We start from the raw sequence: 24,023 nt of genomic DNA, 5'->3' as shown, positions 1-24,023 counted from the left end.
TAAAAAAACAAACACCCTATAGCAATGAAACAATCGACTCTCCTGCGCTTAACATTGCCGGGACTGGCAATGATTACTCTCGCCGCATGCAACCACAAAAGCCCGGCTCATCAGGAAGGCGGTGAAATGTCCGTCGAAGTGGCAATGCCCGTAACCGACTCAATAACAATCTACAAGACCTATCCCGGTTACATATCGGCCAACACTTCGGCCGCGGTAGTGGGCCGCGTCAACGGGACACTGCTTACGAGAACCTACGACAGCGGTTCGCTCGTAAAAAAAGGACAAGTGCTATTCACAATCGAACCTACGAAATACCGCGATGCCGTGCAGCAGGCATCAGCCGCACTGCAAACGGCAAAGAGCGAATATGAATACGCTTCCAATCAGTACGCGGCCATGAAGAAGGCGCTCGAAAGCGATGCCGTGTCGCAGATGGATGTGATACACGCCCAAAGTTCGATGGAGCAGGCCGAAGCGGCTATCAAGCAGGCACAGGCATCATTGAGCACGGCTCAGACCAATCTCGGCTACTGCACCGTAAGAGCCCCGATAACAGGACACATAACCACATCGACAGTCGACCCCGGATCCTTCATAAGCGGGGAAGGATCTCCTTTCACACTTGCACAGATATACGATGACTCAAAGGTCGTGATAATATTCCAGATTGAGGACACTCAGTATCAGCGCATGCTCAACTCACGCGACACAGCCGACGAAGAGGTGTATAGGCACGTGCCGCTTACATTCACCGACACGCTTCCCCACTCCTATACCGCCGACCTTTTCTACACAGCTCCCACAATCGACAAGAGCACCGGTACGCTCGAGCTGAAGGCTCAGGTCGACAATCCCTACGGCGAACTCCGCGACGGAATGTATGTGACGGTACACCTGCCCTACGACACCGACCCCAAGGCCATACTCGTGAGGGACGCTTCGATAGGCACCGATCAGCTCGGCAAATATCTCTATGTGGTCAACGACTCCGACAAGGTGGTATATACGCCTATAAAGGTCGGCGACCTCTACAACGACACCCTGCGAGTGGTAACCGAAGGCATCACGCCACAGTCGCGCTACGTGACATCGGCCTTGCTGAAGGTGCGCAACGGTATGCCGGTCAACCCGGTGATAAAGTAAACATAATGCCTCAACCGCCATGTTTTCAAAATTTTTCATAGACCGGCCGATTTTCGCCACGGTGCTTGCCGTACTAATGGTGCTGGCGGGATTGCTCACTGTGTCATCGCTCCCGGTGGCGCAGTACCCCGACATCACGCCTCCCACGGTAAGCGTGATGGCCTCCTATCCGGGAGCCAATGCCGAAACCGTGGCTCGCACAATCGGCGTTCCTATCGAGGAACAGATTAACGGAGTGGAAAACATGCTCTACATGAGCTCCAACTCCGGTTCCGACGGCAGCTACTCGCTAACCGTGACATTTGAGCAGGGTACCGACATCGACCAGGCCGCTATCGACGTGCAGAACCGACTGAACCAGGCCGAGCCTACACTGCCGGCAGCGGTGAAGCAGCAGGGCATAACGGTCAACAAGGAGTCGACCAACATCGTGCTTTTCTGCGCCCTCGAAGGCGACAGCACCGGTAAGTATGACGCTCTCTACCTCACCAACTACGCCAACATCAACCTTGTCAACGAGCTCTCGCGCGTCAAGGGCGTGGGTGGCGTTCAGGCTTTCGGCGGAGGCAACTACAGCATGCGTGTGTGGCTCGACCCCGAACTGATGCGTGCCCGCGGACTCACCCCGGGCGATGTGCTTTCGGCAATCCAGTCACAGAACATGGAGGTGTCGGCCGGCGATGTGGGCGCAGCTCCCACGACCGGAGCCGATGCATTCCAATTCACGCTCGTTTCCCAGGGCCGACTCCAGAGTCCCGAGGAGTTCGGCAACATAATAATCCGCTCCGACGGTGACGGACTGCTGCGTCTGCGCGATGTGGCACGTGTCGACCTCGGAAGCATCAGCTACGCGGCCACGACGCTTGTTTCGGGCAAGGAAGCCGCACTGCTCGGAATCAAGCAGCTCCCCGGAGCCAACGCGCTCGATGTGTCGAAGGCCGCCAAGAAGGAGCTCGACAGGCTCAGCCAATACTTTCCGCCGGGTGTGAAATACTCGGTAGTCGAGGACACATCACAGTTTGTAACTGCTTCAATCGAGGAGGTTGCGGTGACATTCGTCGAAACGACACTCATCGTGATGATTGTAATTCTCATATTCCTGCAAAACTGGCGCGCGGTGATAATACCCATGCTCACCATTCCGGTGTCGCTCATCGCCACATTCGCGGTCATGAAGCTCATGGGATTCACCATAAACACTCTTACGCTCTTCGGCCTCGTGCTCGCAATTGCGATTGTGGTCGACGATGCGATAGTCGTGGTCGAGGACTGCTCGCGACTTGTCGATGAAGGCAAGCTTTCAAGGCGACAGTCGGCCGAGAAGGCGATGAACGAGCTGACCGGGCCGGTAATCGGCGAGGTGCTCGTGCTGCTCTCGGTATTCATCCCTACGGCTTTCGTCAGCGGAATCACGGGACAGCTCTACAAGCAATTCGCGCTCACGATAGCCGTGTCTACGGCATTTTCGGGATTCAACGCGCTCACGCTCACCCCGGCTCTTTGCGCCCTCTTCCTCACGCCCCGCAACAAGAACACCAAAAATGTCATCTACAAGGTATTCAACAAGGCATATAACGCCGTCGAGGCATTCTACAAGCGAGTGGTGGGCCATGCGCTCAATCACGCCAAGCTCGCCATACTTGCATTTGTCATCGTAGCTGTTATAGGTATTATCGCATTCCTTAAATGGCCTACATCCTACATTCCGCAGGAGGACCAGGGCTACTTCATGTCGTCGATCCAGCTGCCGCAGGGAGCATCGCTCGAACGCACCGAGAAGGTGGTCAACAGCCTCTCCGACGAGATACGCCGTCGGCTGCCCGAGGTGTCGGATGTCATGTCGATATCGGGATTCTCGTTCCTCGGCGGTGGCGCGTCTTCCAACATGGGCTCGCTCGTAGTTGTGCTGAAGCCGTGGAAGGAACGCAAGTCCAAGAGCCAAAGCGTGTTTGCGATAATCGACAGCGTGCGCAACATCGCCGACAGCTATCAGGAGGCGATAGTGTTCTCGGTAAATCCGCCCACGATTCCTGGACTGGGAATGTCGTCGGGTCTTGAGATGCAGCTTCTCGACATAAACAACCTCGGTGCAGCCGAGATGATGAAGGCCATAGCAAGCATCCAGGAAGCGGCCAAGGATGAGCCGCGCATCAGCTCCATCACTACGATGTATCAGGGCGAGGTGCCGCAGTACCGCCTCAACATCGACCGCGACCGCGTAAAGCTTCAGGGGCTCACGATGAGCGATGTATTCTCGACGCTCGCCTACTACATGGGCGGCAGCTATGTCAACGACTTTGTGGAGTTTGGTCGCGTATATCAGGTGACGCTTAAAGGCGACGACAGCGCCCGAGGCAACATCGAGGATGTGATGAAGCTGAGCGTGCGCAACTCAGGCGGCGAGATGGTGCCCTTTGCCTCGTTCACGACTATAGAGTCGGTGATGGGACAGCCCACGGCTTCGCGCTACAACATGTATGCCACAGCGGCGATAACCGCCAATGTCGCCCACGGCGTCAGTTCAAGCGACGGCATCAAGGCCATGGAGCAGCTTGTCAAGAAGACTCTCGGCAACAACTACTCCTACGCATGGACGGGCGAGGCCTATCAGGAAACCCAGTCGGGCACCACGGTGACGGCCGTGTTCCTCTTTGCCATCATCCTTACACTGCTCGTGCTCGCAGCCCAGTATGAGAGCTGGACCGACCCTATAGCGGTAGTGCTGTCGATGCCTATAGCCATCCTGGGAACCGTGCTCGGATGTATGTTCATGAGCCAGAGCATAAGCATCTACACTCAGATAGGACTTATACTGTTGCTCGGCCTCTCGGCCAAGAACGCAATCCTCATCGTGGAGTATGCCACCTATTTCCGCAAGGGAGGAGTGACGATAAAGCAGGCCGCGCTCGATGCCGGCGTGATACGTTTCCGCCCCATCATGATGACAGCGATAGCCTTCATCTTAGGCGTAATGCCCATGATGTTTGCCAAGGGTGCGGGAGCCGAAAGCCGCGTTTCGCTTGGAACGGCCGTAGTGTTCGGAATGCTGCTCAATGCAATCCTCGGAACCCTCTTTGTCCCCAATTTCTGGGACATGATGCAAACGTTCCAGGAGAAGGTGCTGAGCAAATTCTTCAAGGGTGTGGACGATGTGCCCGCACAGTCGTCCGACGACATCCCGAAAGGTTCGATTTAAACCCTTCATTCTTCATATTTCCATGGGAGGCTGTGCCGCACTTTCGACACAGCCTCCCTGATTTTCACCAATTCATAAAACCTTGTTGCAAATAATCGACATTGGATAATTTTTGCTACTTTTGCGTATCGGAATTTATATCTGTTTTTACATCAGCTGATTTATGAACACCAATCACATTATCGCATCATTGCTTATGCTCACGGCGGCCTTGGGATTGCATGCCAGCGACAACATCTCCTCATTAGGCGAAAAAGGAAGTTTCGTAATAAACGGAAATGTCGACCCCTCATTCGGCAATCTGTTTGAAATGGCCGTAACCGGATACCTTGACAACTATTCCAAGGAGATTGCCATCGACAACGACGGCAATTTCCAAAGCACGATCGACATCGAAGGCCCCCTGCAGGAAGCCTACTTGTATGTCAACAACGATGCCGTGTCAATACCTTTGATGCCCGATAAAACGGTGACAGTAAACTGTAATAACGGCAAGCTCACTCTTTCAAGCAACGACAAGGACTTCGACCGTGACCTTGAATTTGCGCTGCTATGCCACAAAAACATGCGCAAGCGGTTTCTCGACATTAATGTCGCATCCTACTACGCATTAACCGATTCGGCCAAATCGGCGCTCATCGACAGCATAAACGACTACATCAACGACTACAACAAGCTGATAGATGATTTCGAGGCTTCGTCAGGAACGTTGGCCAATCACAACTACTTTGTACATGACGCTTACTTCGGCGTCGTCGGTTTTATCGCCGGACGCCCCGACTTGCTGCCACGCATCACCGCAGGTCAGGCAGCTCTGAAATCATCAGAGCCCTATAAATGCATCACCGGCGACGATATGAAGTATCCCAATACACGCGATTTTGCATCACGACACATAACCTTCAATGCTACTTTAAATGTCTACAATGACTCCCTGTTATCCAATGATGACTACTACAACATAATCCGGGCATCAAGAGGCATTTCGCCCGACTCGCTCACTGCCGATGTTGTCAACGCCTATCAGCTGTGCAACAGCATGGTATTTGACCCCTATGAAAAAATCCGTCCGTTTGCCGACAAGACAATCGAGGGCATAACCACCCCGTGGCTCAGGAGCCTGTTGTCGGAAGCCGTCGAAAACTACAAGCTCACAAGCACGGGAAGCGACCTGCCGCCCATGAAGCTTATCGACGCCGACGGTCGTGAATTGTCGCTCGACAGCTTCAAGGGCAAGCCGGTGCTGCTCGACATGTGGTCGACCGGATGCGGCCCCTGCCTTGAAGAGTTCCGACAAATGGATGAATTCAAGAAAGCGCTCGGCGACAAGGCCGACAATCTTCAGATAGTGACAGTGTGCTGCGGCAATCCCGACAATCGTCGATGGAAAAACATGATCAAGCGCCACAACCTCAACGACATCAACACCGTAATCATGCACAATGAGTCGGCGCCCATCTACAGCACCATCGGCTACCCCACCTACATTCTCGTAGGCCCCGACGGAAAGATAGTCGAATGGAACACCGACCGCCCCTCGACAGTCCTAGTCAAAAAGCAGAACAACATCCCCACCACCCTCGACACCATCCTCTAATCTCTACCGGCAACAAATTCCAGAAGCCCTTCACTACCAATGATTTAACCATTCAACCTCATACCACGATAAAACTATGTCACAATTGATAAGAGTATCATTGCTATGCATCATTGCATCTTTAAGTCCAATAATCTCATCAGCATCAATCAGGGAATGGAGAAAGCTGACTATTGACAACGGACTGCTAAGCAATCAGGTTTATAGTATCGACATGGACGATGACGGCATCATTTGGCTTCCGACTCGCTACGGCATCATATCCTACGACGGCACCCGGGCCAAAGCCCACCTGCCGCTATCAGCCCATACTACGCCCAAAATGTACAACGATGTGCTGTCATTATGCTCCTCAGGTGACGGAAAGATATATTTTGTCACAGCCTTGACTTTCGGCGTATATGACAAGCACCGCAACAAGTTTGAGCCCATAATGCTTGAAGGCGTCGAATTTTATAAGTCAATATCGCGGCTCGACTCAGGAGAGCTTCTCATCGTATGCAACAATAATATTATCATATATGACCCCGTGACATCGGAATATCATGCACTGCCCGATGACGGAGGATTCAATCGGTCGGGAATATCGGCCATCTATCAGGACCGCATCGGTCAAATATGGATAGGGACCGACAATAACGGCATATTACGTTATTCGCCCCATGAGCGCAAGACCTACCAATACCCCGGTTCTTCCCATCTGAGTACGATAAAGTGCATCTATCAGGATTCACATGACCGACTATATGCCGGCACCCAGTCATCGGGACTTTACCGCATGAACGAGCCTTACACATCGTCCAAGAGCTCGCTTGAACGTATGGCTCCCGAGGTGCTCGACGGCAAGCTTCCGGTGTGCGACATGATTGAATCGGTCAACAACCGGCAAATGTGGATAGGCACCGATGGCGGCATATTGTCATTTGACATCGACAGCTTCAACCCGGTGGAAGCACATAACGATATAAACGCCACTGTAGTATCAAAATTTTGGGCCGACGACTCCGGAATAATCTGGGCGGCGACAAGCAATTCGGGTGTCTATTTCATGGACACGGCACCGAGACGCTTCGACTACTGCGACTCACTGCGGCCAAAGCTACCGGCCGGATTAGGCAATACCGTGTCGGTATATGAGGATAGACAAGGCACCCTGTGGTCAGGCGGCCTCAACTACCCTGTTGCATATAACACAAAAGGAAGCCGACATTGGGATACTCCTTCTTCAATATTCGACTATCCGAGAGCCGGAATGCCTACAATTTTCACCATGACCGAGGACAGTAAAGGCAACATATATTACGGTTGTTGGAATGACATAATATGTCGTGACATAACCACCGGAGCCGTAACGCACATCCGGCCGTCGGAATCAAAGACATTCCCCGGCAACAATATAATGCGACTTAAAGCCGACAGCAAAGACAACATCTGGGTAGGAACTACAACAGGATTCTGCGCTATTACTCCCGACCGACAGACATTTACATTTTCCGACAAAGGTGATGTAATGGGAATATGCGAAAATGGTGACAACGTATATGTTGCCACCCTAAACGACGGAATTTTCTCAATCGACACAAGTCGACCCCTTACCGCCGACGCAACTGTAAGCAATTCACGAGTCACTGCCGAAAAGGGATTCCAGCCGGTTATATTGAGCATAGCTCCGTCACGCCGAAAAGGCTTGCTCTATATAGGAACGGAAGATGAAGGACTATGGACATATAACGCCGAAAACGGGGAGTACACATTGACCGACTACGTACCTCGGCACAGCAATCTTCAGGTCGCTTTCATACATGAGGATCGACACGGCATGTTGTGGATAGCCACCAACAGGGGACTATACCATATAAATACCGAGAAGCCCGCCGAACGAAAATTCTACACAGTCTATGACGGACTGAAAAGCGACTACTTCATATACAACGGCACTCCAACCGACTCGCTGCTCTATCTCCCCACCTACAACAATTTTGAAATCATCGACATCGAATCGGCCTATAACGATACTCTGCCGTGTAACTCTATACGATTCGGATTCACGGGAATGCACTTCAACAATCGCCCGTTTGAAGAGCTGTCACCTGAAGAGAGGGAGTCAATCAGCGGCGATCAGCTTCCCGAGTACAGCCGTGACATCACAATACCGCATGAACTTAGCAATTTCAGCATAGGATTCAACGCCTACAACTACAGGAATCCCAAACGCATACCATTCAAGTATAAACTCGAAGGATACGATGACGAATGGCAACCGTCGCCCAACGACCGCCTGTCGGCTACCTATACCAATCTGTCACCGGGCACCTACACTTTCCGATTGCGCGCGGGCAATGAAAACGGTCAGTGGAGCACCGATGAACACAGCATCAGAATACGCATCCTTCCCCCATGGTATCTGTCGTGGCCGGCAATATGCCTCTACGTGCTACTGGCAGCTGCATTAGTCATCATGTTCATCAGAATCGTGCGCAAACGCGAACGCGTAAAGGCCTGGATTCAGCTCATGCAGAAGGAGAAAGAGAATCTCGAGGAGATAAACCGCACAAAGCTGCGCTTTTTCACCAATGTCACCCACGAGCTGTTAACCCCGCTCACTGTAATATCGGCAGCAATCAGCGAACTCCGCAACGGACACTGCGACGAGAAGGCCCTGTGCCGCACAGCCGACATAAATGTGTCGAAACTCGTAAGACTGCTTCAGCAGATTCTCGAATTCCGCAAAGTCGAAACCGACAACATAAAACTCCGAGTCAACTACGGCGACATAAGTCGATTTGTCACCAATACGGTAGAGGCTGTAAGACCGCTCACATTAAGAAAATCCATGAAAATGGAAGTCAATATGCCCCAACAACCGGTAATGGGATATTTCGATCCCGACAAACTCGACAAGATACTCTATAATCTCATATCCAACGCCTCAAAATATTCCGATGAAAACGGCGTCATCACCGTTGACGGAACATTGACTCACGACCTGCGGCAATTTATCATAAAGGTATCGGATACCGGCCGAGGCATTCCGAAATCCAAGCAAGCCAACCTCTTCAAGCGATTCTATGACGGTGATTACCGCGAACAAAACACTCAAGGGACCGGAATAGGGCTGTCGCTTACACGCGACCTTGTGGAGCTAAGCCACGGCACCATAACGGTGGAAAGCGAGGAGGGAAAAGGAACATGCTTCACTATTACAATACCCATCACCGCCGAAGCCTTCAGCGACGATGAAATAAGCGTGATGGATGTAAAAGCCGACGACACGCACGAGGCCGACATTAACGACTCTGTTGTCGATGATGATGATGACGACAATGACATCAATGAGCCCGAAGAAACGACACCCGATCCCGAATCCAAAGCCAAGATTCTTGTAATCGAGGACAATGAGGATCTGCTGCTCCTCATGCAACAGGTGCTTGAACGGAATTACGAGGTAATAACGGCCTCTGATGGAATGTCGGGGCTCGAAATGGCCTTCAACGACAGCCCCGACCTCATCATAACCGACCTCACGATGCCTGGAATCGACGGACTGGAAATGATACGCCGGCTACGTAACGACAGCCGCACCTCGCTACGGCCAATCGTCGTACTCTCAGCCAGACGACAGAATGAGGACCGCACTGAGTGTTACGAAGCCGGCGTCGATGTATATCTGCCTAAGCCCTTCGACCCCGCAATGCTCAAGGCATGCATCGCAACTCAGCTTAACTCCCACCGCCAAATGCTGCATGACAATGACGGACAATTGGTGATAAACATGAAGAAGTGTGACTTCCAGTCGGCCGACATGCAATTTCTCAATCTCGCCACTGAGGTTGTTGAACGAAATATCGACAAGACCGAGTTTGACATCCCAACATTTGCCCGTGAGGTAGGAATGTCACAGACACATCTATTCCGGAAACTGAAGGAACTTACCAACATGAGTCCGTCACACTTCATTCGCACAATACGCCTTCGCAACGCATGTCACATTCTCACCCGGCATCCCGACATAAGGGTTAGTGAGCTTGCCTTCATGGTAGGATTCAGCGATGCGCGTTACTTCAGCAAATGCTTCAAGAGCGAATTTGGCGTCACTCCCGGAGAGTATAAATCAACCGGAGCATAACACCTTGTACATAAGCAACATAGCCACATCAAAGACACACCTGCGGTCAATATGACACCATAAAATGGTCGATATTTACACTTGCGAAAGTGTTAAAGCCGATAAGTACACATTTATGGAGCATGTATGAACATAGGGAGAGGTCTACATGACATAACTTTGCGGCATCAAAGCAATCATCAACCATGATGACGGATTTGATGCCGCAACCATGTCACATTAACCTATTTTCCTATAAATTATTTATACATGAAGACAAAATCAATTTATTTATCACTATTGCTTGCTACAATACCCATCAGTCCCTGGTGTGGATTTGAGGCCTACGCGCAGGCTCCGGCAAGCAATGTAGTCAATGAAAAAGTTACTGTAACTGGTACTGTCGTTTTTGAGGACGATGAGCCGGTAATCGGTGCAAGTGTAATCGTCAAAGGTTCGGCAATCGGAGTGTCTACCGATTTTGACGGACATTTCACCATGAAGGATGTTCCTTCCAATGCCACATTGACAATCAGCTATGTGGGATGTGAAACTAAGGAAATCAAATTAAACGGAAAAACCGACCTCAACATCACGCTCAAGGCCAACTCGACCAGCCTTGACGAAGTTGTTGTGATAGGTTACGGCTCAATATCCAAGAAGGAGCTGACAAGTGCCGTGTCGCACGTGTCGAGCAAGGATATGCTGCAAATAGGCAACGGAAATCCGGCCATGCAGATTCAAGGTAAAGTTCCCGGACTTTCGGTAGAGAACTCAACCGCTTCCGACCCCAATTCGGGAGTAAGCATGCAGGTACGCGGCGTAACATCACGCAATGCCGGACTCGGACCGCTGGTGGTTATCGACGGAGTCCCCGGCGGTAGCCTTGACAACATCAACGAAAACGACATCGAGTCGATAGATGTGCTCAAGGATGGAGCCGCCTCGGCAATATACGGTACACGAGGCTCCAACGGCGTAGTGGTGATTACTACCAAGAAAGGAGCAAGTGACGGCGGCGTACACACCACCTATTCAGGATTCATCAACATCACTTCGCCACTGCATGAGCTGGAAGTTCTGTCGGCCGACGAATTCCGCAAATATGACCGAGGTGACGACTACGGTGCAAATACCGACTGGTTCAAGGAGATTACAAAGACCGGTGTGTCACACAGCCACACCCTATCCATTTCAGGAGGCACATCACGCACCAATTACCGTGCGACAGTCGACTACAAGGACACCGACGGTATCGACCTGCGTGCCAACAAGCGTCAGCTCGGAGCGCGCATGACACTCAACCACACCGGCAAAGACGACCTCTATAAAATAACGCTGAATATGGCTCCGCGAAATGTAAAATACAAAAACTCAGACTATGACGCATTCCGCGAGGCTATCATGATAAATCCCACCATTCCGGTGATGGACAGCAATAACCCCGGAAAATATACCTACATCACGGCTTATGCAACAAACAACCCGGTTGAACGACTCAATATTGAGCAAAACGAGGGCGAACGCACCTTCCTGAACTGGGACGGAACGTTCAAGCTCAATCTGTTCCCGGCACTATGCAAGGACGATCGTCATTCACTGAGCACACAGATAACCCTTGCACAGCAGATTATACAGAATGACTATTCATGGTATCGTCCGTCGACATCGACAGTAGCCGAAGAGTCAGGATTTGACGGAGAAGCCAAGCGCTCCTACGACAAAAACAAGCAGGAGTCACTTGAATGGCTCGTAAACTACGGCTTCCGTAACGACAAGCACAATGCCACCCTAATGGCCGGATACTCCTATCAGTATTTCGTAAACGATGGCCTGAGCGGCGAAAACAAGGACTTCGCCTCTGACCTGCTCGGAGCCGACAATCTCGGAGCCGGTGCCTACATGGGCGCTACAGCAGGACGCAAGGGAATGGGCTCCTACCGAAACGACTCAAAACTGATAGCCTTCTTCGGTCGCCTATCCTACAGCTTCCTCGACCGTTACTTCCTCACAGCATCGCTCCGTCATGAAGGTTCATCGAAGTTCGGAGCCAACAACAAGTGGGGTAACTTCCCCGCCGTGTCGGCCGGATGGCGCATAAGCCAAGAGCGTTTCATGCGTGACATAACCTGGATCAATGACCTGAAGATAAGAGGCGACTACGGCGAAACCGGCAACCAGGACTTCGCAAGCTACCAGTCGCTCGCCACTATGGCATCCTATGACCTGATCCTTTACAAAGGCAGCTACATCCAGGGCTGGGGTATAAACACCAACCCCAATGTCGACCTGAAGTGGGAAAAGGGAAAAAACTGGAATGTGGGCATCGACTTCAGCCTGTTCAATTACTCACTTGAAGGTTCGATCAACTACTACAACCGCAAGCAGAGCGACCTTCTGGGCTCCTACAGCGTACCCGTTCCACCGAATGTAATCGCCAACTCCTATGTCAACGTGGGAACGATGAAAAACACCGGCGTGGAGATTGACTTACGCTGGAATGCCGTAAGTTCAAAGGATTTCGACTATACTCTCGGTTTCATCGGTTCGACATCCGACAACAAGTTCGTGTCGTTCTCCAATCAGATGTACGAAGGACAAAAGTTCTATTGGATGGACGGATTCCCCACCTATCCCGGCAATCCCGGATCAGTACAGCGCATCGAAGAGGGCGAACGTGTGGGTAATTTCTACACATTCCGCTATGCGGGAGTCGACGACAACGGCAATTGGCTTATATATAACAAGGACGGCGAGAAAATACCCGTGGCACAGGGCAACGACAATGACAAGTGTGTCGTAGGCAACGGTCTTCCCAAGTTCACCGCATCGCTCACCAACAGCTTCCGTTATCGCAACTTCGACCTCACGCTCTATTTCCGCGGAGCATTCGGATACCAGATTTATGACGCACAGGACCTCTACTACGGCGTGATGGGAGCGGCTCCCGGCACCAATGTACTGAAATCGGCCTACGCCGAAAATGCCCATGTCACCGAAGGCAAGAACGTACACAGCAGCTACTTCGTGCATGACGGCGATTTCGTAAAGCTTGATGTGGCCACACTTGGCTACACATGGAACATAAACAAGTACATAAGCCGCATACGCTTCTACATGACCGGACGCAACCTCTTCACAATACGCAGCTACAACCGCGGACTTGACCCCGACTCTTATTGTGTCAACGGCCTGCAGCCTGGTATTCCCTACAGCAAGACAGGTTACTACCCATCATCGCGTCAATATCTTTTCGGAGTGCAAATCGACTTTTAATTTTAACAACCCACATCAGCATGAAAACGCTTAAACTACGAAATATAATCGCAACTACAGTGTTGCTTGCATCGGTCGGCTGTACCGACCTTGATGAAAAGACCTACGACATCATCCCGCAGGAAGGATTTTACAAGACGAGGGAGAATGTCATACAAGGATTTCTGCGCCCGTTTGGTCACGCCTACTGGCTCAACACCCAGGGGCTCTATTGGTTTGGTGAGCTTTCGGCCGACCACTACATGACAGTGCAACGCGAAGAGCACTGGTATAACGGCGGCGAATTCTGTCGCTATCACTACCACACATGGACTATCGACGACTGGTTTATACGCAGTACATGGGATGACACTTATCGTGGCATCGGACTTTGTAACTCAAGTATATCCGACCTAAGCCGCATCGACGGCGAACAACTCGGCGTGAACAAGCAGGAGATTGATGATTTCATTGCCCAAAGCCGCGTGTTGCGCGCCTGGATGTATATGACAATCTTTGATCTCTTCCACAACATCCCCGTCGTTACCGACTACCCCGTGTCGGAACTTCCCGCACAATCCACACCCAAGGAAACATTCACATTCCTTGAAACCGAGTTGCTCGAAGCGCTCCCCAAATTGAATGTCAAGGAGGGAACCAACGGAAACGGCACAAACCAGGGCTTGTGGACCAAGGGCGCATGCGCCGCTCTGCTTGCCCGCCTTTACATGAATGCAAGTTGGTGGATAGGCGAAAACATGGAGGACAAGGCTGCCGAATATTGCGAAGCCATTCTAAGAGGCGACTATGGATTCTATGAGCCCGACTCACGATGGGATGCTCCATTTGACTGGGACAATGTCAACTCCAATGAAGTGCTTTACGGATTCCCGTCGTCATTCGGCGGCATGCACTGGGTCTACGGTACCGAGATGTTCTGGCAGGTGGCACCCTTCCTGTCGCCCAAATATTTCGGATTCACCGACTGGGGAAACTGCAATCCCAAGTATGCGCTTCAACCGGGACTCGACCTTGACGGAAATGAGTACACATTTGATCTTGGCAAGCCAGTGCGCAAATTCATGAACTATCCCGACGATGTGCGTCTGAAGAAATATAAGAATCTCGGAAACAGCAAGCGTGAAGGCCTGTTCCTTTACGGATACCTGCCCTACGAGGAAAACGGAGAAATCAAGAACGTGACATCGGACAACGGTGCCTATGAACTCTACATCCGTGATCAGGTGGGTGTGTTCCGTGACACCGACCCCTCAAGCCCGTCGCCTAATCCGTCAAACGGTGCCGTGACAACCGAGTCAAAGATGACCACCGGCGACCAGAATTCAGGATGGTGCGTGATTAAATACCCCTTCTACCCGTCAGACGACCCCAACAAGATTGAATCGGACTACGCCATGCTGCGACTTCCCGAGGTAATATATTACCTCGCCGAGATACGCTTCAACCAAGGCAACAAGGCCGAGGCCGAACGACTGCTCAACACAGTGAGAAAGCGCAACTATCCCGAAGGTTCGCCAAGCCTCTATCCCGAAGATGGAAGCGTGCTTACCAAGCAGGAACTGCTCGATGAATGGGGCCGCGAGTTCCTTGCCGAAGGTTTGCGCCGCCAGACCCTATGTCGATTCGGAGTCTACAACACCGGACGCTGGTGGGACAAGGAGCCCGATGCCGACGACCACACAATGTGGCTGCCTCTGTCGCGCACAACGCTCAACACCAATCCCAACTTGAAGCAGAATCCCGGATATCCCAGCATTTAAGCAACGACATAAATACTTTTTTCAGTAAAATAATTGATTTTTTAGGTTAAGAAGGGAGCGCCTTGACGCCTGCCGCATCAAGGCGCTTCATTCACTATCCTTAATGTCAAAACACTATTAATCTCAATAATGAACAAGTACTTATTTGCATTGATACTGCCCGCAATCACTGCCTTTGCAGCCGGTGCGCAGACATTTGAGCACATCATGACCACCGACTCATTGCGCTGGCATAAAGAGGGTAACGTTAAAATATCAGCCTCGCCTGTCGCCGACGCGATAGATGCCGATGTCGAAAGCCCCATAGTGACATTCAAGAAATGGGGCACGACATTCAACGAGCAGGACTGGAAAGCGCTGTGCATGCTGTCGCGCAACGAGCAGGATGAGATTCTTCACAACGCGTTTTCTCCCGACGGACAGCTTAAGCTGAACATGGGCCGAATATCGATGAACGCCAACGACTATGCTCTGTCATGGTTCTCATGCAGCGATGTTCAAGGCGACTTTGATCTGAAATATTTCAACATCGAAAGGGACAAGCTCACTATCATCCCCTATATCCGCGCCGCTCAGAAGTACAATCCCGACATGACATTCTGGATGTCGCCCTGGAGCCCTCCGGCATGGATGAAAATCAACAACCACTATGCGGTGCAAAGCAGCAAGTTCAGCGACATGGCCCCCAAGCTTGACCGTCTGTTGTACTGTGACGACGACCGCTCCGACAATGAGCAGGTCAATCCCGACAAGAATCTGTTTCCCCGCCGTCTGGCAGTGCAGGACTACATGATTCAAAGCCCGCGTTACCTTCAGTGCTACGCCGACATGTTCTGCCGGTTCATCGATCTTTATGCCGAGCAGGACATAAACATCGGCATGATAATGTACCAGAACGAAGCCTACAGCTATACCCCCTACCCCGGATGTCCCTGGACTTCCGAAGGCATACTGCGCTTTAACATGGAGTATCTCGCTCCCACCCTGCGCGACAAGCATCCCGAAGTCGACCTCTATCTCGGCACGTTCAACACCAACCGTTATGACCACGTGAAAGGGTTGCTCGAAGATCCGCGAATGACCTCCAACATCAAGGGCGTAGGCTTCCAATGGGAAGGCGGTCAAATTTTGCCGCGTATACGTAAGGAATATCCTGACTACACTTACGTGTCGAGCGAGAGCGAATGTGGCTGGGGAAGCTTCGACTGGCCCGCAGCCGAGCACACATTCCACCTGATAAATCACTATCTTGGCAACGGTTGCTCGGAATACAACAACTGGAACCTTATATTATGCGACCAAGGAGAAAGCGCATGGGGATGGCGTCAGAATGCATTGATTAGGGTAAACTCGGCCAACCGCACATTTGAATATGCACCCGAGTACTACTCTTACCGCCATTACAGCAGTTTCATAGGCAATGGAGCCAAGATACTCACAACCAAAGCATCGGGGGATGAGAAAACGCCTATACTCATAGCCTTGACTCCCGACAACAAATATGTCGTAGTGGCCGGAAACTTCAGCGACAAGCCCTGCAGTGTAAGCGTGAAACTCAACAAGAAATATCTGAATGTCACACTGAATCCTCATTCCATGAACACATTCATCCAAAAGTAACAGTCTGATATTATTGGTAATAAAATGGACTAGGCCGGCAACAGCCTCGTCCATTTTACGTTTGCACAGCCTAATAAAAATTAGGTGATAAACGGGAAAAATAAGTATATTTGCAAATCACATTACCTCAATTTATTCGATATGGCCAACTATTTTGAAAAAAAGGAAGCACATCGCAGAGAGCTTGAAAAGTATTATAACGAAAAGCCCAATTTGCGATTGAAATATGCTGCAATCGCATCAATCGCCATCGCCATAATACTACTTTTGATAAATGCCTTCGGGTTGGTCGGCACATCAACCACCGTGCTGCTGCTCCTGCGAGGCTGCGCCGGGCTGTTTGCAATAATCTTTGTCGTCCTCGTCACCATCCTCGTCTACCATGTAAACGCCGCCTACCTCAACGACAAACAATCCTCGCGATAACTACCCTCTCCTGATGGTGGTATCACCACGTCAGCGCAAAAGCTGCATAGCAGCTCAATAACGTCAGGCCCGCGCATCATTCACGACATACCCACAAAATAGCATCCCCAGTAGCGGATGGCAGCAAAAAAATAGAAGGTGGGCGCTTAAGCGTCCACCTTCTAAGGAAAAATTTTATAGTCGTGAAAGTTAGTCAGTCACTACTTGCGTGAATTAGCCAACGTGAGGACCTGCGGCAACGAGTTCCTTACCGGCAGGATTGTTGGTGTACTTCTTGAAGTTCTTGATGAAGCGCTCGGCAAGGTCCTTAGCCTTAACGTTCCACTCTTCGGGGTTGGCGTAGGTGTCGCGAGGATCGAGGATCTTGGGATCTACACCGGGGAGTTCGGTAGGAATCTCGAAGTCGAAGATGGGGAGCTGCTTGGTGGGAGCCTTAAGGATAGCACCGTCAAGGATAGCGTCGATTATACCGCGGGTATCACGGATAGAGATACGCTTGCCTGAACCGTTCCAGCCGGTGTTTACGAGGTAAGCCTTGGCGCCGCTCTTCTGCATGCGCTTAACGAGTTCTTCAGCATACTTGGTGGGATGCAATTCAAGGAATGCCTGGCCGAAGCAAGCCGAGAAAGTAGGAGTAGGCTCGGTGATACCGCGCTCAGTACCTGCAAGCTTTGCAGTGAAGCCTGAGAGGAAGTAGTACTTAGTCTGCTCGGGAGTAAGGATTGAAACGGGAGGAAGCACACCGAATGCATCAGCCGAGAGGAAGATTACATTCTTGGCAGCGGGGCCGGCCGAAACGGGCTCAACGATGCTCTTGATGTGGTTGATAGGATAAGATACACGAGTGTTCTCGGTTACGCTCTTGTCCTTGAAGTCGATCTTGCCTTCAGCGTCAACGGTAACGTTCTCAAGAAGAGCGTCACGAGTGATGGCGTTGTAGATGTCGGGCTCGCTCTCCTTGTCGAGGTTGATAACCTTGGCGTAGCAGCCGCCCTCGAAGTTGAAGACACCGTTGTCGTCCCATCCGTGCTCGTCGTCACCGATAAGCAGACGCTTGGGGTCGGTTGAAAGGGTGGTCTTACCTGTTCCCGAGAGGCCGAAGAAGATAGCTGTGTTCTCGCCGTTCTTGTCGGTGTTGGCCGAGCAGTGCATTGAAGCGATGCCTTCGAGAGGAAGGAAGTAGTTCATCATCGAGAACATACCCTTCTTCATTTCACCGCCGTACCAGGTGTTGATGATAACCTGCTCGCGAGAAGTGATGTTGAACACAACTGCGGTTTCGGAGTTGAGGCCGAGTTCCTTGTAGTTTTCAACCTTAGCCTTTGATGCGTTGTAAACAACGAAGTCGGGCTTGAAGTTAGCGAGTTCCTCTTCTGAAGGAGCTATAAACATGTTGGTTACGAAGTGAGCCTGCCATGCAACTTCCATGATGAAGCGCACTGCCATGCGGGTGTCCTTGTTGGCACCGCAGAAGCGGTCAACTACGTAAAGTTTCTTATTTGAAAGTTCCTTGATAGCGATTTCCTTAACGGCATCCCAAGTCTTTTCGGTAACAGGCTTGTTGTCGTTGGGATATTCCTCGGTTGTCCACCATACATTGTCCTTTGAATTGTCGTCAAGAACGATGAACTTATCCTTGGGTGAACGTCCGGTATAGACGCCTGTCATTACGTTAACGGCGCCGAGTTCAGTAACTACGCCCTTTTCAAAGCCCTCAAGCGTAGGGCAGGTTTCTTCCTTAAAGAGCTGCTCATAGGTGGGATTGTGTACAATCTCTGTGGTACCGGTGATACCGTACTGAGTTAAATCAATTTTGCTCATTTTGTAGACTTTATTTAATTGAGTTTATTAGATGTATATACTTAGTTATGGGCTATGTACTCTAAATCGCCTACAAAGATAGTCACTTTTTTGATAACGGTGACAATTAAATAAAGAAATTTTTCCGTATTACATTTTTTTAATGCTTCCCTCCCGGTTACAAGCGCATATTAAGGTATTTTTCAACGGCGGCGGCGCACCGAACGCTTCGCTCCGCTGTCGGCCGACGACTTGGGCTTCTTGGGAGCCTTCACCTTGGCCGGTTTGCGCGAATGTGACGCCGGCTTGGCCTCCTTGCGGTACTCGCCCACCGCAGCCGAATCGGCCGACTCTCCGCCGCCACGTGCCTGCACCTCCTCGCGAGTGGGCACCCACATCATGTCGTCAAACGTTTCAAGCCGGTGCTGGATGCTGTCCTGGGCGCGACGGCGGTCGTCGGGGTCGGGATACATCTGCATCATCGACAGGTTGCGCAGATTGCGCGTTTTGTAGATTTCGCCGTCGTAGAGCGACAGGGCGAAGAAGTCGTCGTAGGTGTAACGCGACGCATTGTTGTCGTCGTCGACAAATGTCGTTGTCGACAGCAGATAGGGGCGCAGGTCATCCATCTTGACCCAGAACATGGGATAGCGCACATCCTCGCCGCCGAAGTCGCCGGCGCGGTGAAGCACCGGACACAACGCCTGCACCGTCGTTGTCATGCGCGTCGTGGAGCGGTCGAGCTCCCATCGCTCTATTATGTAGTAGCTCAGCACCTCGTTGCAGGGCACATCGCTCTCTTCGACCACATAACGGCGACGCGCTCCGCTTCCAGCATCGGTGTAGGGCACGTGGAAACGCTCAAGCACATCGACAGGGTTGACCCGATACTGCTCGGTAAACATCTCACGCCCGTCGAGATACTCGTAGGCCGTAAGCTCGCCCGACGCAAAGCGGTTCATGATGATGCGGAACAGGTTCTCCTGTCCGTCGACCACCTCCTGCGGATAGTAGAGCGACGCATTAGGCACCTTGGCGAGGTCGAGCGAACGATACACCACCTTCATCCACTGCGCGTCATCGTCGGGCACGCGTGAGTCGGCGGCCTGTCGCATCTGCATGCGGTCGCTTACCTGTGCCTGCGCGGCGGGGCTCTTGTCGTCGCCCCCTACGCGCCTCACGCCCGAGGAGGTCGATGCATTCTGAGCCGACAAAGCACCGGCGGCAGCGACCATGCTCAGTGCCAGCGCATAGCGATATATCGAAGTCATGACATTCATAATTTATTTTCTCCTGATTATTCTAATTTACAATAACTTCCATGGGCGAGATGTCACGCTCCACGCCGTCGGGACCTACGGCGCGTACACGCGAGATGAAGAATCGCTTACCGCGCGATAAGCGCTTGAACGCCTCGCGCTGTCGCGACGAGAACCGGGGGCCGTCCGACAGTTCGGGCATCGCATTCCCCATCGAGTCGAAAAAGAGCGTTTCAAAACCAAGAACCCGGTAATTGACATCGAGCAGATTGTCGTCGATTGCCGCCTCAACTCCCTGAGCCTGCATGAGCTGCGACTTGGCAATGGGCTTGGAGCCGCGATAGCGCACCTTGTTGCCCGCCTGATCGGTGATTGTGATATAGGGCGCGGGGTCGGGCAGACGGCGCACCATGAAGCCGGTCGAGGCCACCTGTCGGCGGCTACCGTCGATGTCGGCGGTCACCGTCACCACCGCTTGTTCGCCTATGCGGTCGGGACGCGCAATCCATTCGTCGCCGCGGCGAGAGAGGGAGCCGTTGGTCATCGTTGCGCTCACCGACGACTGAGGCACTCCGGGCACCGAGATTCCAAGCGGATTGTCGATTCCGGCATACAGCACATTCATCATCTTGGCCGACACCGTAGCGCCGGGCTCGATTACATTGTAGGACGACTCAAAGTCGTGACGCGTAACAGTGCCGTCGTGGTGCGGCAGCTCGATGTAGCCCGAGTAGCTGAACGCTCCTGTGGCCGAAGCGTCGATTTCAAGCACTCCGCGGTCGTTGTCGAGGCGGCGACCGTCGATATAGACCCTCGGGCGCTGTGTCGTGTCGACTGCGGCAAGCACAATGTCGGCCCGGTAGCTCGCTCCGCGCATCACGTTGCGCGACGACGGTATCACAAAGGCTCTCAGCTCGTTGACCCTCACATCACCGGCATCGACATTGGCGAGCAGTGCGACAAGCACCTCACCCTCGGCATAGAGCAGGTCGTTCTGCAGCTTGGTGAGCATGGTCACCGAAGCCACGGCCGGTTTCGACAGGAACAGGGCCTCCTCCCAGGGTCGCTTGGCGAGTGCGCCGTCACGCAGCATGGGGTCGGTCGACAGTGCACGTTGCAGGTTGTCGCGCTTCACCGAGTCGGGCACAAGCGCCGTCACCTGCTCGCGATAACGCTCGATGGCCTTGCGCAGCTCTTTGCCGCGGGCATCAGGCGCCGTCACCATCACCACCGACGAGGCCTCGCGGTTTTCGGGGTGACGCAGATTGCCCGGGTCGGCATCCTCTCCGTCGGCCTCCACCGCAATGGCGAGTTTCAGCGTGTCGATGAGCGCATATAAGCTGCCGGTCATCGAGTGAATCTCCACAGCCTTGTCGCGCCATGCTCCTCCCTTCTCGGGATTCTGCGACGCTACAGCCTCAAGCCGGTCGAGAAGCACGGCGTTGCGCGACTCCACATTCGCATTGGAGCGCGACAACCCCTCATCGACCTGACCGAAGCCGTCGAGCACATCGCTCGACACGCTCAAGGCAAGCATGGCCGTCAGGACGATATACATCAGGTTTATCATCTTCTGACGCGGCGACAGATTGCGTGTATTGTTACTTCCCATCGTAAGTCTTTATCGGTTGGACGACACGGCCGACAACGGATTGGCGGTCATGGCCGTAAGCATCTTTTCGTATATCGCGTTGAGCTGCTGCATGTGCTCGGTCATCTTCTCGGCCTCCTCGCGGTAGCGGCGGGTCATCTCCGACGAATGTTCATACATGTCACGCACATCGTTCATGCCACGGTTGACGCGGTCGATCGTTTCAAGCTGCGACCCGGCATTCTTCAGTTGCAGCTCGTAGATGGCGTTGAGCCCGGCGATATTGCGGGTGAGGCTGCGCATCTGCTCAAGGTAGTCGGCCGACACGCGGCTTATCTCCTCGCTGTCGCTTCCCGCCGCCTTATACTGCTCCATGAGCGTGGCCGACACCCCGGCGAGTGCGTCGGCGGCCTCGGCTATGCGTGCCACATGGTCATTAACATCGCCCGATGCCTGGCGGGGTGCCGCCGGAGCCACGGCAAGACCCGATGCTCCGGTCATGACCGGGCGGTCGGCGTCACGATGCGAATCGAGCACGGGAAACACATCCTCCCACCGGTATTCACGCGGCGGACGGTCGAAAGCCGTCAGGATGAACATTATCACCTCGGTGCCCATGCCCACGGTGAGAAGAAGGTCGCCGCCGGGCAGGTCGAGAATCTTGAAAAGCGCACCCCATATTACGATGGCGGCGCCTATCGAATAGGCGAAATTGAAAAAGCTCTGTCCGCGGTCGCTTGACAGAAAACGCTCTACGCGGTTACGGTATCTCTTGATTTTTCCCATTGTCACAGTTGTCTATTGACGGTTATTTGTTGCGCCCCTTGGCAAATCCGATGCGTGTGCGCACGTTACGGAATCCTATGTAGCTGCGCTGCTCGTTCTGGTACTCCCACATGCGCAGGTCGCTGCGCACGTTGTGCTGCACATCCTTCCACGAGCCGCCGCGCACTATCTTGCGCTTCATGCGGTAGGGGTCGTCCACGGCGGCGTCATATCGGTATTCAGGATTTACATCGCTCGTGAGGCGGCTCACGCTCTCATTGTAGGCGGTAGAGGTCCACTCGCTCACGTTTCCGGCCATGTCGTATAGGCCGAAGTCGTTGGGCGCGTAGGTTCCCACCTTGGAGGTTATTATGTGGCCGTCGCGCGTGTAGTTGCCTTCGCCGGGCTTGAAGTTGGCATAGAAGCACCCCTTGTCCTCGCTCATCGGCAGGTCACCGTCCCAGGGATATTTGTTTTCACTCTTTCCGGCTCGGGCCGCATACTCCCACTCGGCCTCGGTGGGCAGTCGGTAAGGCTCGATGTGGATGCCCTCCTTGCCGAGCGACTTGCGCAGGAAGTCGGTGCGCCAGTTGCTGAATGCCATAGCCTGCTCCCAGCTCACGCCCACCACGGGATAGTCGCTGTAACCGCCGTGGGAGAAGTAGAGTCGCACGTAGGGCTCGTTAAACGAGTTGTCGAAGTCGTTGATCCACGCGGTGGTGTCGGGGTAGACATTTACTATATAGGTGTTCACGAAGTCGTATTCGCCGGTCAATGCACGGGTTATGGTTTCGCGCACAATCTCGCCGTCGTCGTTTATGTAGGCCGTGTCCTTCGATATCACCGGGTCGCGCGTGGGCACCGGCTTGTCGGTGTTGTATTCGCGCCGTGCCGGGTTCAGGCGGTTCTTTCGCTTGGCCGCCTCGGTGTAGTTGTACACCTCGTAACGGTAGGTGAGCTGCTCGGGATCAAGCTCATGCACACCCGTCACCGGATTCACGCGGTACATGCTCTCGATGGCACGCTGCTCGTCCTCGTCGGCGTTACGCCACGGAATGGGCTTGCTCCAGTTGAGATAGGGCCCCACGGGATTGCCGTCACGGTCCTCCTCGATGCGAAACTCGTCGTTGCCGCCATAGGCCGGGTCGGCAAGTCGCTCGCGGATTATGGAGTCACGCACCCAGTAGACAAACTGCTTGTACTTGGCATTGGTGATTTCGGTTTCATCCATCCAGAATCCGTCGACCGACACTCCGCGGGCGTCGGCTCGCAGGTTCCATGCGCTGTCGGCTTCGGCCGGACCTGCCATTATCGACCCTCGGTCGACAAGCACCATGCCGTAGGGCGTAGGTTCGCTCCACGACACGCCGCCCACGCCGGTAACCTCGCCGCCGGAGTTTCCATGCCCTCCCACGGCACATGACACCGCCATGGCCGAGGCCATTATAATGATTGATAATCTTGTCGATACTCCTTTCATAT

The 24,023-nt window shown here is 52.8% G+C and carries 13 protein-coding genes; 8 read left to right on the top strand and 5 right to left on the bottom strand.

The window, feature by feature from the left end; genetic code table 11:
• Nucleotides 1-24 precede the first annotated feature (24 nt).
• The 8 genes from E5354_RS03065 (at nt 25) to E5354_RS03030 (ending at nt 17,126) form a co-directional block, all read left to right on the top strand.
• On the top strand, nt 25-1,146 hold the full coding sequence (locus tag E5354_RS03065) for an efflux RND transporter periplasmic adaptor subunit (protein ID WP_135946381.1): 1,122 nt from the start codon (nt 25-27) through the stop codon (nt 1,144-1,146).
• A gap of 19 nt (nt 1,147-1,165) precedes the next feature.
• The gene (locus E5354_RS03060; RefSeq protein ID WP_135946380.1) at nt 1,166-4,342 is read left to right on the top strand and encodes an efflux RND transporter permease subunit; all 3,177 of its coding nucleotides are present in this window, start codon (nt 1,166-1,168) and stop codon (nt 4,340-4,342) included.
• A gap of 163 nt (nt 4,343-4,505) precedes the next feature.
• The gene (locus E5354_RS03055) at nt 4,506-5,939 is read left to right on the top strand and encodes a TlpA family protein disulfide reductase (protein WP_135946379.1); all 1,434 of its coding nucleotides are present in this window, start codon (nt 4,506-4,508) and stop codon (nt 5,937-5,939) included.
• 76 nt (nt 5,940-6,015) lie between these two features.
• On the top strand, nt 6,016-10,065 hold the full coding sequence (locus E5354_RS03050) for an ATP-binding protein (protein WP_135946378.1): 4,050 nt from the start codon (nt 6,016-6,018) through the stop codon (nt 10,063-10,065).
• Nucleotides 10,066-10,314: 249 nt separating this feature from the next.
• The gene (locus E5354_RS03045) at nt 10,315-13,320 is read left to right on the top strand and encodes a SusC/RagA family TonB-linked outer membrane protein (RefSeq protein ID WP_135946377.1); all 3,006 of its coding nucleotides are present in this window, start codon (nt 10,315-10,317) and stop codon (nt 13,318-13,320) included.
• Between the two features lie 20 nt (nt 13,321-13,340).
• Nucleotides 13,341-15,080, top strand: a complete 1,740-nt coding sequence (locus tag E5354_RS03040; RefSeq protein ID WP_135946376.1) for a RagB/SusD family nutrient uptake outer membrane protein — start codon at nt 13,341-13,343, stop codon at nt 15,078-15,080.
• 129 nt (nt 15,081-15,209) lie between these two features.
• Nucleotides 15,210-16,700, top strand: coding sequence for a glycoside hydrolase family 30 protein (locus E5354_RS03035; protein ID WP_135946375.1), 1,491 nt, complete (start codon nt 15,210-15,212; stop codon nt 16,698-16,700).
• 141 nt (nt 16,701-16,841) lie between these two features.
• Nucleotides 16,842-17,126, top strand: coding sequence for a hypothetical protein (locus tag E5354_RS03030; protein WP_135946374.1), 285 nt, complete (start codon nt 16,842-16,844; stop codon nt 17,124-17,126).
• A gap of 213 nt (nt 17,127-17,339) precedes the next feature.
• On the opposite strand, the gene pckA is transcribed toward E5354_RS03030, so the two are convergent.
• The 5 genes from pckA to E5354_RS03005 form a co-directional block, all read right to left on the bottom strand.
• Nucleotides 17,340-18,947: a phosphoenolpyruvate carboxykinase (ATP) gene (gene pckA / locus E5354_RS03025; RefSeq protein ID WP_123395054.1), complete on the bottom strand. Its 1,608-nt coding sequence runs from the start codon at nt 18,945-18,947 to the stop codon at nt 17,340-17,342.
• Nucleotides 18,948-19,129: 182 nt separating this feature from the next.
• On the bottom strand, nt 19,130-20,197 hold the full coding sequence (gene gldN, locus E5354_RS03020) for a gliding motility protein GldN (protein ID WP_168353809.1): 1,068 nt from the start codon (nt 20,195-20,197) through the stop codon (nt 19,130-19,132).
• Nucleotides 20,198-20,228: 31 nt separating this feature from the next.
• Nucleotides 20,229-21,797, bottom strand: a complete 1,569-nt coding sequence (gene gldM, locus E5354_RS03015) for a gliding motility protein GldM (protein ID WP_135946372.1) — start codon at nt 21,795-21,797, stop codon at nt 20,229-20,231.
• 9 nt (nt 21,798-21,806) lie between these two features.
• Nucleotides 21,807-22,562 (bottom strand): gliding motility protein GldL, encoded by a 756-nt coding sequence (gldL, locus tag E5354_RS03010; protein WP_135946371.1) that lies wholly within the window; start codon nt 22,560-22,562, stop codon nt 21,807-21,809.
• Between the two features lie 22 nt (nt 22,563-22,584).
• Complete coding sequence (locus E5354_RS03005; RefSeq protein ID WP_370271099.1) at nt 22,585-24,021, bottom strand: SUMF1/EgtB/PvdO family nonheme iron enzyme; 1,437 nt, start codon at nt 24,019-24,021, stop codon at nt 22,585-22,587.
• Nucleotides 24,022-24,023: the final 2 nt, after the last annotated feature.

Source organism: Muribaculum sp. NM65_B17 (assembly GCF_004793735.1).
Classification (GTDB): Bacteria; Bacteroidota; Bacteroidia; order Bacteroidales; family Muribaculaceae; genus Muribaculum; species Muribaculum gordoncarteri.
The sequence above is the reverse complement of the archived record's forward strand: the minus strand, read 5'-3'. Positions and strand labels throughout refer to the sequence as shown.

Bases quoted from the DNA above. Each gene is read 5' to 3' on its own strand.
- E5354_RS03055 (WP_135946379.1), top strand. From the start codon at position 4,506: ATGAACACCAATCACATTATCGCATCATTGCTTATGCTCACGGCGGCC.
- pckA (WP_123395054.1), bottom strand. From the start codon at position 18,947: ATGAGCAAAATTGATTTAACTCAGTACGGTATCACCGGTACCACAGAG.
- E5354_RS03005 (WP_370271099.1), bottom strand. From the start codon at position 24,021: ATGAAAGGAGTATCGACAAGATTATCAATCATTATAATGGCCTCGGCC.
- E5354_RS03030 (WP_135946374.1), top strand. From the start codon at position 16,842: ATGGCCAACTATTTTGAAAAAAAGGAAGCACATCGCAGAGAGCTTGAA.
- E5354_RS03060 (WP_135946380.1), top strand. From the start codon at position 1,166: ATGTTTTCAAAATTTTTCATAGACCGGCCGATTTTCGCCACGGTGCTT.
- E5354_RS03040 (WP_135946376.1), top strand. From the start codon at position 13,341: ATGAAAACGCTTAAACTACGAAATATAATCGCAACTACAGTGTTGCTT.
- gldL (WP_135946371.1), bottom strand. From the start codon at position 22,562: ATGGGAAAAATCAAGAGATACCGTAACCGCGTAGAGCGTTTTCTGTCA.
- E5354_RS03065 (WP_135946381.1), top strand. From the start codon at position 25: ATGAAACAATCGACTCTCCTGCGCTTAACATTGCCGGGACTGGCAATG.
- E5354_RS03045 (WP_135946377.1), top strand. From the start codon at position 10,315: ATGAAGACAAAATCAATTTATTTATCACTATTGCTTGCTACAATACCC.
- gldM (WP_135946372.1), bottom strand. From the start codon at position 21,797: ATGGGAAGTAACAATACACGCAATCTGTCGCCGCGTCAGAAGATGATA.
- gldN (WP_168353809.1), bottom strand. From the start codon at position 20,197: ATGACTTCGATATATCGCTATGCGCTGGCACTGAGCATGGTCGCTGCC.
- E5354_RS03050 (WP_135946378.1), top strand. From the start codon at position 6,016: ATGTCACAATTGATAAGAGTATCATTGCTATGCATCATTGCATCTTTA.
- E5354_RS03035 (WP_135946375.1), top strand. From the start codon at position 15,210: ATGAACAAGTACTTATTTGCATTGATACTGCCCGCAATCACTGCCTTT.